At 44.8% G+C, this 11715-nt stretch carries 6 protein-coding genes and 2 pseudogenes; 4 read left to right on the forward strand and 4 right to left on the reverse strand.

Annotation, left to right across the window (positions count from 1 at the left end; translation table 11 throughout):
• Positions 1 to 34 precede the first annotated feature (34 nt).
• On the reverse strand, positions 35 to 1168 hold the full coding sequence (gcvT, locus tag AB4329_RS20965) for a glycine cleavage system aminomethyltransferase GcvT (protein ID WP_372139213.1): 1134 nt from the start codon (positions 1166 to 1168) through the stop codon (positions 35 to 37).
• A 447-nt stretch (positions 1169 to 1615) separates the two neighbouring features.
• Positions 1616 to 2239, reverse strand: a complete 624-nt coding sequence (locus AB4329_RS20970) for a helix-turn-helix domain-containing protein (RefSeq protein WP_017059847.1) — start codon at positions 2237 to 2239, stop codon at positions 1616 to 1618.
• 440 nt (positions 2240 to 2679) lie between these two features.
• Between AB4329_RS20970 and AB4329_RS20975 the strand changes: the two genes are divergently transcribed.
• The 3 genes from AB4329_RS20975 (at position 2680) to gcvP (ending at position 7373) form a co-directional block, all read left to right on the forward strand.
• A complete protein-coding gene (locus tag AB4329_RS20975) occupies positions 2680 to 3972 on the forward strand; it encodes a serine hydroxymethyltransferase (protein ID WP_372139214.1) in 1293 nt (430 codons plus the stop codon).
• Positions 3973 to 4023: 51 nt separating this feature from the next.
• A complete protein-coding gene (gene gcvH, locus AB4329_RS20980; RefSeq protein WP_372139215.1) occupies positions 4024 to 4404 on the forward strand; it encodes a glycine cleavage system protein GcvH in 381 nt (126 codons plus the stop codon).
• Positions 4405 to 4493: 89 nt separating this feature from the next.
• On the forward strand, positions 4494 to 7373 hold the full coding sequence (gcvP, locus tag AB4329_RS20985; RefSeq protein WP_372139217.1) for an aminomethyl-transferring glycine dehydrogenase: 2880 nt from the start codon (positions 4494 to 4496) through the stop codon (positions 7371 to 7373).
• Positions 7374 to 7616: 243 nt separating this feature from the next.
• Here gcvP and tnpC read toward each other — a convergent pair.
• Positions 7617 to 8696, reverse strand: a pseudogene (gene tnpC, locus AB4329_RS20990) (IS66 family transposase); the annotation flags it as partial.
• Between the two features lie 5 nt (positions 8697 to 8701).
• Positions 8702 to 9314: pseudogene (locus tag AB4329_RS20995) on the reverse strand (IS6 family transposase); the annotation flags it as partial.
• A gap of 190 nt (positions 9315 to 9504) precedes the next feature.
• Here AB4329_RS20995 and AB4329_RS21000 point away from each other — a divergent pair.
• Complete coding sequence (locus AB4329_RS21000) at positions 9505 to 11595, forward strand: carboxylesterase family protein (protein WP_372139218.1); 2091 nt, start codon at positions 9505 to 9507, stop codon at positions 11593 to 11595.
• Positions 11596 to 11715 lie beyond the last annotated feature (120 nt).

Below are 11715 nucleotides of genomic sequence, written 5' to 3' on the forward strand. Positions count from 1 at the left end.
TTTCATTTAGCTTAGTGGTTTCTCTTAAAAGAGATTAGCCACGATAGTAACGCTGAGGTACGAATGGCATTTTTTCTACTGTCATTGGTAGCTTCTTGCCACGAACTTCAGCGAATACTTCAGTGCCAATAACCGCTAGGTCAGTACGAACGTAAGCCATAGAAACAGGCTTGCCCGCGTTAGGACCCGCAGTACCACTTGTTACAACGCCAATCTTGTTGTCTTCAGCATCGAACAGCTCAGCGCCTTCACGTACTGGTGCTTTAGTCTGACCAACAATACCAACACGCTTGCGTTGAACGTCTTTAGTCGCGATTTGCTCAAGGATGATATCAGCGCCAGGGAAACCGCCTGCACGTTCACCGTCAGTACGACGCACTTTTTGGATACCCCATAAAAGGCTAGCTTCTACCGGCGTTGTTGTTGTATCTAGATCGTGACCGTACAGACATAGACCACACTCAAGACGAAGTGAGTCACGAGCACCAAGGCCAATCCACTCTACTTCTGCTTCTGATGTTAGTTTACGAGCAAGTGCTTCAGCGTGATCGTTCGGTACTGAGATTTCGTAGCCATCTTCACCGGTATAACCACTGCGGCTTACGATGCACTCTACGCCGTCGATATCGACTTTTTGAACATCCATGAACAGCATGTCTGCAACGCTTGGTTGGAAACGAGCCAGAACTTCAGACGCTTTCGGACCTTGAAGTGCTAATAGAGCGCGGTCATCAATCACTTCCATTTTTACGTCTGCAGGAAGGTGAGCCGTTAGGTGGTCGATATCTTGTGTTTTACACGCCGCGTTCACAACAACAAATAGGTGATCGCCAAGGTTAGCAACCATAAGATCATCCATGATGCCGCCCTGTTCATTAGTAAAGAAGGCGTAGCGCTGCTTACCAGAAGGCAGGTCGATAATATCTACTGGAACCAGAGATTCTAAAACAGCGGCTGCATTTTCACCGTGTAGACGCAGTTGCCCCATGTGAGAAACATCAAAAAGACCAGCAGCGTCACGAGTGTGTAAGTGCTCTTTCTTTACACCTAGTGGATACTGAACTGGCATGTCGTAGCCAGCAAAAGGAACCATTTTTGCGCCGACTTCAACGTGAAGTGCATGCAGAGGTGTTTTTAGTAGGTCTTGATTAGCGTGTTCTTGAGTCATTTTATTCTCCATGAAGCGTTGCAGGCTTTCCAAATCGAATCTGCCGCTTATATCTCTATTTAGAGTCGCCTCTAACGATATGGGTTAACGTTAGAAACAGTAGATAGTAAAAAGTGATGTCTTCTATATAGGCTTTTATTACTAGCGATATAAAAAGAGGCTTCTGTATAAAAGCTATACGACTCACTTTCTAAGAATTCACTTCAGTAAACTTCAATCAACATGAGTAAACCGTGTTCACTATAGTAAACAAGCCTGAGTCAGTTTTACACCCTTAACAAGATTAAAACAGCTCAAAATGTGATATTTAACAATTTAAAAACAACTTTCAGTCGCATACAAAAACGCGATATTGATGCTTTTCACACCAACATCGCGTCTTTTGGCAAACGTTAGAAACAAAAGCAAACGTTTGCATTCACTATAAGAAATTCTAACTTTGTTAACTTATTTTGCAGTCACCCACAAAATCAGTGCATCTTCTGTACTAGTAGAAATCAACATATGCCCCATGTTGGCGTCGTAATACATGCTGTCACCTTCGCTCATGGGTACCGGCTCATAGAATTCTGAGTAGAACATCACATCACCAGAGATCACCATCAAGAACTCCTCACCATCGTGGCGAACCCAATCGTTATACTCTTCAAAGGTGCGTGCTCTCACTCGGCTCTTGAACGGCATCATCTTCTTATTCGAAAGTTCTGTCGCGAGCAGTTCATGCTCGTAAGTCGGAGTTGGGTGAGGTTTACCCTGACCTGCTTTAGTTAAGTCACGACGTCCTGTGGCAACCTTTTTTCTTGGTGGCTCAAAGAGTTGCGGCATATCAATTTGCAAACCCATAGCCAATTTCTGCATCGCTTGGAACGTCGGTGAGATTTGTTCGTTCTCGATTTTACTCAGCGTAGAGCGCGCCAAACCAGTACGTTGGCTCGCCTCTTCTAACGTAATGCCCAGCTTGCTGCGGATATCTTTAATACGCTGGCCGAGCCTAAGTGGTTCGATATTCTGATCTAACGTCTCTTTCGCCAACGTTAAAGATGGGTACTCATCATAAATGTCTTCTGACATAGGTCCCTCATTCATTTCTTACTTCCTGTCTATTGATTTCATTGTTGCATGAAGCGCTTTGTTGATTAAAGAGCACACAGGGAAATAAAGCGTGCTCCCTGTAGCAAAACGAGAAAATCTGTTTCCTATTGGAAATTTTTGTTGAAAATTGATTTTATCGGAGCTATGTTATCGACTTGTTAGATGAAGAGATGCTACTTCAGCTTGCAGCAAGTGATAGATTTAACATTTGTAAGAGCTGTTTTTTACCCGAAATTTTTGGGAACCAATTCGTGCTGCATTGACCCTACAACGATCGCTTTGACGCTATGGTCGTATAAATAAGAAGCAACGCACTATTTATACACCTATATAACGCAAACGATACCGATGCAGAAATCAACGTAAGACCTAATGGACTATAAAAACAATCACCATTAGCTTAATGAAAGGTCTCGACAATGAACGCTTATCAAAACCATAGCTTAGACAGTTTTTTCTCTACGAACCTATCTGCGACTGACGACGCAGTATTTGCTGGAATCCAAGCAGAGAACACTCGTCAAAACGAACAAATCGAACTTATTGCTTCTGAGAACATCGTTTCTAAAGCAGTAATGCAAGCTCAAGGCACTTGCCTTACCAACAAATACGCAGAAGGCTACCCAGGTCGTCGTTACTACGGTGGTTGTGAGCACGTAGATACAGTAGAAGCTATTGCGATTGAACGTGCTAAACAGCTATTCAAGTGTGAATACGCGAACGTACAACCTCACTCAGGTGCTCAAGCGAACGGCGCAGTTAAACTTGCCCTACTTCAACCTGGCGACACTATCCTAGGTATGTCTCTTGACGCTGGTGGTCACCTTACGCACGGTGCACGCCCTGCGCTTTCAGGCAAATGGTTCAACGCAGTTCAATACGGCGTAGACCGCGACACTCTTGAAATCGATTACGAAGCGGTACGCGCTCTCGCTATCGAATGCCAACCTAAAATGATTATTGCAGGTGGTAGTGCTATCCCACGCGTTATCGACTTCGCTAAATTCCGCGAAATCGCTGACGAAGTTGGCGCTATCCTTATGGTAGATATGGCACACATCGCGGGTCTTATCGCGACAGGTGCTCACCCTAGCCCACTACCACACGCACACGTTGTTACAACAACAACGCACAAAACACTTCGTGGCCCACGCGGCGGTATGATTCTGACGAACCACGAAGACATCAACAAAAAGATCAACTCTGCAGTGTTCCCTGGCCTACAAGGCGGCCCACTCATGCACGTTATCGCGGCTAAAGCAGTGGCGTTTGGCGAAGCACTTGGCCCAGAATTTAATACTTATATTGATTCAGTGATCGACAACGCAAAAGTTCTTGCTGAAGTGTTGCAAACTCGCGGTTGTGACATTGTGACTGGCGGAACAGACACGCACCTAATGCTGGTTGACCTTCGTCCTAAGGGCTTGAAAGGTAACGTAACTGAAGAGGCATTAGAGCGTGCAGGGATCACATGTAACAAAAATGGTATACCATTCGATTCAGAGAAGCCTATGATTACCTCTGGCATTCGTTTAGGTACGCCAGCTGGAACCAGTCGTGGTTTTGGCACTGAAGAATTCAAACTTATCGGTGAATGGATCGGCGATGTACTTGATGGCTTAATTGAAAGCCCTGAAGGCAACGCTGAAGTTGAGCAACGTGTTCGCAAGCAAGTTAAAGAGCTTTGCAAGCGCTTCCCTCTTTACCGTTAGACCGTTTTTAAGATTTAAATTAAAACCTCATAAATTTTTGGAGAATAAGCAATGGACAATACACTAAAGTTTGCAGACAGCCACGAGTGGGTAAAAGACAACGGTGACGGTACTGTAACTATCGGTATTTCTGAGCACGCTCAAGAGATGCTAGGTGACGTTGTGTTTGTTGACCTGCCTGACACTGACGACGAAATCGAAGCTGGCGAAAGCTTCTCTCTAGTTGAGTCAGTGAAAGCTGCTTCTGATATCTACGCACCAATCTCTGGCGAAGTCGTAGAAATCAACGAAGAATTAGAAGATAGCCCAGAGCTAATCAACGAAGAACCTTATGAAGGTGGCTGGATTGTTAAAGTGAAGATGTCTGATGCGTCTGAACTAGACAACCTTAAAGATGCGGAAGAATACCTAAGCTCTATCGAAGAAGACTAATAGGTAACCTCATTACGATAAAGCTGCTCTTTTGAGCAGCTTAATTTTAGGGGCTAGCTCACGGCTCCAGAGAGAAAGTAGAACATATCATGACTGAATTACTTCAAAGCCAATTACTGAAAGACCTGGGTACTCAAAACGAGTTTGTTGCTCGTCATAACGGCCCAAATAAAGCAGACCAGCAAAAAATGCTTGAAGCGATCAACGCGACTAGCCTAGACGCACTGATCGACGAAACGGTTCCTGCACAAATCCGTCTTGAAAAACCAATGACACTTGCTGCGCCACTAAGCGAAATGGACATGCTGGCCTCTCTTAAAGAGATCGCTAACCTAAACCAAGTGAAACGTACTTTCATTGGCCAAGGCTACTACAACACATTCACTCCAAACGTTATTCTACGTAACGTTTTAGAGAACCCAGGCTGGTACACAGCTTACACACCATACCAACCAGAGATCTCTCAAGGTCGTCTTGAAGCTCTACTAAATTACCAACAAATGGTAATGGACCTTACAGGTATGGAAATCGCGAACGCGTCTCTTCTTGACGAAGCGACAGCGGCTGGCGAAGCAATGACACTGTGTAAGCGTGCTGGTAAAAGCAAGAGCAAAGTATTCTTCGTTGCTGACGATGTTCACCCTCAAACACTAGAAGTTGTTAAAACTCGTGCTGAGTACATCGGTTTTGAAGTAATGGTTGGCGCTCTTGAAACACTTCCAGAGCAAGACGTATTTGGTGCATTAGTTCAATACCCTGGTACAACGGGCGAAGTTCGTGACCTAACAGACATCATTGCGAAAGCTCAAGCAAACAAAACTCTAGTAACCGTTGCTACTGACCTACTCGCATCTGCTCTACTTAAGCCTGCTGGCGAAATGGGCGCAGACGTAGTAATCGGTTCAGCACAACGTTTCGGCGTTCCTATGGGGTACGGCGGTCCACACGCTGCATTCATGGGTACTCGTGAAAAGCATAAGCGTACAATGCCAGGTCGTGTAATCGGTGTTTCTATCGATACTCACGGTAACCAAGCGCTACGTATGGCAATGCAAACTCGTGAGCAACATATCCGCCGTGAGAAAGCGACATCAAACATCTGTACAGCTCAAGCACTTCTAGCAAACATGGCGTCTTTCTACGCGGTTTACCACGGTGCAGAAGGCCTACGTACTATCGCTCGTCGTACACACCACATGACAGCTATCCTAGCGGCTGGCCTGACTAAAGCGGGTTACGAGCTAACAAACAACAGCTTCTTCGATACCATCACAATCAACTCTGAAGAGAAGACAGATGCACTGTACGCGAAAGCACAAGCAGCAGACATCAACTTGCGCCTTCTTAAAGGTAAGATCGGTATCAGCTTAGATGAAACAACCACAGTCGACGACGTGAACGCATTGTTCGCTATCTTCGAGGTGAAAGAAGACGTTCAAGCACTATCTTCTGACATTGCATCAAACGAATTTGCGGCAATTCCAGAAAACTGCCGTCGTGAATCAGAGTTCCTAACTCACCCAGTATTCAACACGCACCACAGCGAAACGCAAATGATGCGTTACCTAAAACAGCTTGAGAACAAAGACTTCTCACTAACGCACGGCATGATCCCACTGGGCAGCTGTACGATGAAGCTGAACGCTGCTGCTGAGATGATCCCAGTAACATGGCCTGAGTTTGGTTCAATTCACCCATTCGCACCTCTTGATCAAGCAGCGGGTTACACAGCGCTAGCGAAAGATCTTAAAGAGAAGCTATGTGAAATCACCGGTTACGACGATTTCTCACTACAGCCTAACTCTGGTGCATCTGGCGAATATGCAGGTCTAATCGCGATTCAACGCTACCACGCAAGCCGCGGTGAAGGTCACCGTAACGTTTGTCTGATTCCAAGCTCGGCGCACGGTACTAACCCTGCAACAGCATCAATGGTTTCAATGAAGGTAGTGGTTGTTAAGTGTGATGAAGATGGCAACATCGACATGACAGACCTAGCAGCGAAAATCGAGAAGCACAAAGACAACCTATCAAGCATCATGATCACTTACCCTTCTACGCACGGCGTATACGAAGAGCAAGTGAAAGAAGTGTGTGAACAAGTACACGCAGCGGGCGGTCAGGTTTACCTAGACGGCGCGAACATGAACGCTCAAGTAGGTTTAACTTCGCCTGGCTTCATTGGTTCAGACGTATCCCACTTGAACCTACACAAAACATTCTGTATCCCACACGGTGGCGGCGGTCCGGGTATGGGTCCTATCGGCGTTAAATCGCACCTAGCACCTTTCCTACCAGGTCACATCGAAAACGGTGTACAAGGTTCTGACTACGCGGTATCAGCAGCAGATCTAGGTAGTGCTTCAATTCTACCTATCTCTTGGGCTTACATCGCAATGATGGGCGAACCTGGCCTAACAGACGCAACGAAAGTAGCGATTCTGAACGCGAACTACGTGATGGAAAAACTACGTCCTCACTACCCTGTTCTTTACCGAGGCACTAACGGCCGCGTAGCGCACGAATGTATTATCGATATTCGCCCGCTAAAAGAAGACACAGGCATCAGCGAAGAAGATATTGCTAAGCGTCTAATGGACTTCGGTTTCCACGCGCCTACTATGTCTTTCCCAGTAGCTGGCACACTAATGGTAGAGCCAACTGAATCAGAAGACTTAGAAGAGCTAGACCGTTTCTGTGAAGCGATGATCGCAATCCGTCACGAAATGGCAGCAGTAAAAGCGGGTGAATGGCCACTAGACAACAACCCTCTAGTGAACGCACCGCATACACAAGTTGACCTTTCAGGCGCAGAATGGGATCGCCCTTACTCTCGTGAACTGGCTTGCTTCCCATCGAAAGCAACGAAGAACTCTAAGTACTGGCCTACTGTTAACCGTGTAGACAACGTATACGGCGACCGTAATCTAATCTGTTCTTGCCCAAGCATCGATAACTACGAAGACTAATTCGTAGCGTTGTCACATCACAATAAAGTTTGTGACTAGATTAATTAAGTCTGTGACCGCAATTAAGTTTGTGACGTAAACCATATAGAAAAGCGAACCGAATGGTTCGCTTTTTTCGTCGTTGTATCGGTCTCTTTGGCCACCGCGTTCAATTATGGACTAAAAGTACAAAAGGCTTGTACATCCGTTAGCTTGTCTCATGAGTCTTAGGTAAACGCCCCATGAACCTACAGGGCGATATTACTAATGTTTGAAGTTCCAAGGCAGGAGTGCATCGATATCAGGCTCAGCTTTCGCCAGCTCTTTCATGCACTTGACCATGTAGTCGTAGAGGATAAGACCGTTGGCTTTCGCGGTCTCGATGATGCTGTAAAGCATCGCGCTCGCCTCAGCGCCATTTGGTGTGTTGGAGAATAGCCAATTTTTCCTGCCAATAACCAGCGGTTTAATTGCGCGTTCAGCGCGATTATTATCGATAGATAAGTGACCATCGTCGATATAACGAATGAGTTTAGGCCATTGCCCGAGCGTGTACTTTATTGCTTTGCCTAGTGGGCTAGAGCCTATCACCTTCTGGGTTGTCATCCATTGGTAAAGCTCATCCAGTATCGGCTTGGCAAGCGCTTGACGCTCTGCTTTTCGCTCTTCGGCAGGCGCACCTTTTAAGCGTGATTCTATCCCGTAGAGTTTTTGGATTTTAGCCAGCGCCTTATCAGCCTTGCCCGATTTACCTTTCCCTTGAAGCTTTTTAGCATCCATGAACTTGCGACGAGCATGCGCTAAGCACCCTACCTTGGTGACGTGATGCAGACCATCATAAGCCGCGTAGCCATCGGTTTGTAGATAACCGTTGTAGTCACCTAAAAAGTCCACGGGACACGCCCTCGCGCGACTGTTTTGATAGTCGTACAAGGCAATATTTTTCACATTCGGCAGTGCCGCTTCGGGTGAGTCAGCGCCTGAGCAGTAGAGCCACATATAACACTGCTTCTCTTCTTTGAGCACATTGAGCGGCGTTTCATCCGCTTGAACCACCACTTGTTGAAGTAGGTGCTCTTTCAAGGCGGCATACAGCGGGGCGAACTTCTCACTGACTTGGATGACCCACCTAGCCATGGTGGTACGTGATAGCTCGATACCCGACTGGGTAAACAGCGATTCTTGACGATAAAGTGGCATCGCGTATTGGTATTTTCCAAGAATGATGTTGGTCAGCAAACTTTCTGTGGCGAAGCTTTTAGGGATGAGGCTCTGAGGGGATGGCTTCTGAACGATTCGGCTGCTGTCGCCTGTTTTCTCGCACTGACGACAAGCATATTTAGGTTATCAAGCTGTCCGTTCTTAATCATAGTCCAAAGATCTACCCCTGCAAGAGTAGCTTTTGCTCCTTCATCAGATTTCCACCCTAGGCACTGGTGCATTTTACCTTTCACTCTACGGTGACTTTGTTCAGATACATTACCTGAAGCACTTCAATTAGATTGAGCATCTTCCCCGTTAACCAAAGGCTGACGTTGATATTATGTAACGCTAATGCGTTAGCACCACTCTTATCTATCACGACCTTTTCGGGCAAGCCATTATGGCTAATTGCCTGGTGAAGAAGGCGCGAGCTGCCTTCTCGTCACGGTATTCGCACAGTAAAAAATCAATCACATTACCGCATTTATCAACGGCTCGGTAATAATACTTCCACTGGCCTTTGACGTTAATGTAAGTCTCATCCATCCGCTACGAAGTAGCGACAGGCTTCTTTCTTCGGTGTGCTCTGTGCTCCAATAGTGGGGCGTATTTGATAACCCACCGATTGATGGTTGAGTGATCAACATCGATACCTCGCTCATTGAGTATCTCTTCGGTTTCACGGTAGATCAGCTTATAAGAAACGTAATAACGAACAGCCGGAAGAATGATGTCGGAAGGAAAGTGGCGCCTGTAAATTTGATAGCCATAGCGTCGGCAGTGGTGAATTTTGATGAAGAGTTTAACCTATCACCACTGTTTACGACAGAACCTGTAATTGTAATATTGTCCACCTTTTCTGATTTTTAAGTCTAATATTAGAAGATTGATTTTGGTATTCAAAGCGTGATAGCAATGTTCTTTACTTTCGATATTGAAGAGGTAAGTGATGACAAAAGCATTTTTGGTTTTGATCGGAGTTGTACTTTTCGGTTGTCGTGATGATTCTACTGAGTTCAGCTTTACCCCTGCTCCTGAAGAGGAATCACCTCAACCCATTACTTTTGAGGCTCAAATAGGTGAAGTGACTATACAAGGCCTCAAAGAACCAATAATCACAGTCGCCCCTTCACTTTCTGCGACTGAAGACGGTACCTCACTGGTTACAATAGAAACGTTCAAAGGGATACCTTATGCTTACTCGGGCGATAGTAGCGAAGGTGATTTTTTCTTCGGTGCGCCTGACCGTTTTGAACACAGTGTGATGCTGCCTCTAGCACAAGCGGTGACCGAAAATAATTCGTATACAGACTTTGGGAATATATGCCCTCAGTTTGGCTCAACAGAATTGTACTCAGAGACCTGCCTTTACTTGAACGTATGGAGACCTAATAATGCGACTTCAGGTGATTTATTACCTGTGTATGTTTATATCCATAGTGGTTCGTTTGAAACGGGATCTGGACACCTGCCCAATATAATTCCAGATGTCGCCGTTGCACAAAGTACAATGAGTGATAACCCCTTTATCGCTGTTACTTTTAACTACCGTCTTGGTTTATTGGGAAAACGGTGGGTTGAAGATGCAGGTCAAACGAAAGGGGGCAACTTTGCGGTTGGTGATCAAAAGCGAGCTCTAGAGTGGGTTAGCCAACATATCGAAGACTTTGGCGGAGATAGTACAAACGTCACTGTATTTGGGCAAGGTGCTGGTGCGACATCAATTAATGCGCTTCAGCAAACAACCAGTGGAGAGCGCGATCCTGAAGATGATATTGCCGGTAATTTCTTTAGCAGAGCGATTATGCAAAGTTTACCGCTCGGACTTTCATTTGAATCATACGCTGCAGCGAAAGACCAATACGACACTTTAGAAACTGCAATGGCAACGCTGTATCCTGATTTAAGTATTAACCAATTGACGGTTGATCAGATTTTAGAACTACAAAAACAAGTAAAAGCAGAAATAACGGGACGCTTGTTTGGTTTACCTGACCAAACCATCGAAAGTATGGTCAGTGACATCTTGGGCTGGATTGAAGATGGCGATAGCACGGAATCGATTGTGGCGAAGCTTACTTTGAAATACGCATCGGATATTGCAGCAATCGAACCGCGAGCGAAATTACTTCCCTTTTCACCCTACATTGAGTCCCATCGTGAGTGCATAAAGACATTCCTTGGGGTTTGCACAGAATATGAGGAATACCCAGGCTATCACGTAACAAGCCTCGCTCATGAAGCTCCTTTAACCGTCCCTTCTATTATAGGATTTAATAACAATGAAACGGATAGTTATATAGCGGAGTTAAAGTTACTATTCTTGATTAATATAGAATTATTACCGGGTATTAAATTACTTGATGTTGTCCTATTTTTAATAGGAGATAGTGATGATATTCGTTATTTGCCACAAATAGCAGATATACCTGCGTACACGTTAATATCATCAATCCTATATGTAGATCGGTTGACCGACACGCCTTTACGCTTTGATGATTTCTCACCATCGGAAAATCCTACCACTTTAGATGGGGTATCAGAAGAGATAAGAAAGTTTAATCAATTAAATAATCAATTGATATATAAATGTGCTATTCGTGATTACGCAAAAGAAGTCGATCATGACATCACTCCTATCATTTATCATTTTGACTATGTCGCAAGTTTTAATAACCAGCTGATTGAAGACTCTATTTTTGACACAATAGGTAATTTGGCTTGCTTCGGTGGAAAAGCCTGTAACCAAGCTGAAATTCCTTTTGTATTTAATCGATTATATAACCAAAGCGGATCGAAGATAGCGCCTGATGAAGGTGACCTTCTTCTTATGGGAGAAGTATCGAGTTTGTGGTTTAGCGATGAATTATTCAACCCTGAATATCGATACCAAGAAGATACAGATAACATATTGGTGATAGTTAATAATGCCACGGATGATGGTGGCGAAATAAACAAGAATATTACAGCGTGGGATGCTACGATAAATATGGGTATTGATGGTAGCACATCACAAGGTATTTGTGATGCTATTTACTAAGTCGTCTTTTATTACAGTGAGGTAGGAATGATGCTACATATGCTAAATAGAGTTTGTTGGATAGAGATGAAAGTAAATCATCGAAATTTTTTTTTATTTTATTTCGTAGATCTTGGTGCG

The organism is Vibrio sp. 10N.261.54.A5 (assembly GCF_041471145.1).
In the GTDB taxonomy this organism is placed as follows: Bacteria; Pseudomonadota; Gammaproteobacteria; order Enterobacterales; family Vibrionaceae; genus Vibrio; species Vibrio crassostreae_C.

Coding starts and splice junctions, on each gene's coding strand:
- gcvT (WP_372139213.1), bottom strand. CDS start 1,168: ATGACTCAAGAACACGCTAATCAAGACCTACTAAAAACACCTCTGCAT.
- AB4329_RS20970 (WP_017059847.1), bottom strand. CDS start 2,239: ATGTCAGAAGACATTTATGATGAGTACCCATCTTTAACGTTGGCGAAA.
- AB4329_RS20975 (WP_372139214.1), top strand. CDS start 2,680: ATGAACGCTTATCAAAACCATAGCTTAGACAGTTTTTTCTCTACGAAC.
- gcvH (WP_372139215.1), top strand. CDS start 4,024: ATGGACAATACACTAAAGTTTGCAGACAGCCACGAGTGGGTAAAAGAC.
- gcvP (WP_372139217.1), top strand. CDS start 4,494: ATGACTGAATTACTTCAAAGCCAATTACTGAAAGACCTGGGTACTCAA.
- AB4329_RS21000 (WP_372139218.1), top strand. CDS start 9,505: ATGACAAAAGCATTTTTGGTTTTGATCGGAGTTGTACTTTTCGGTTGT.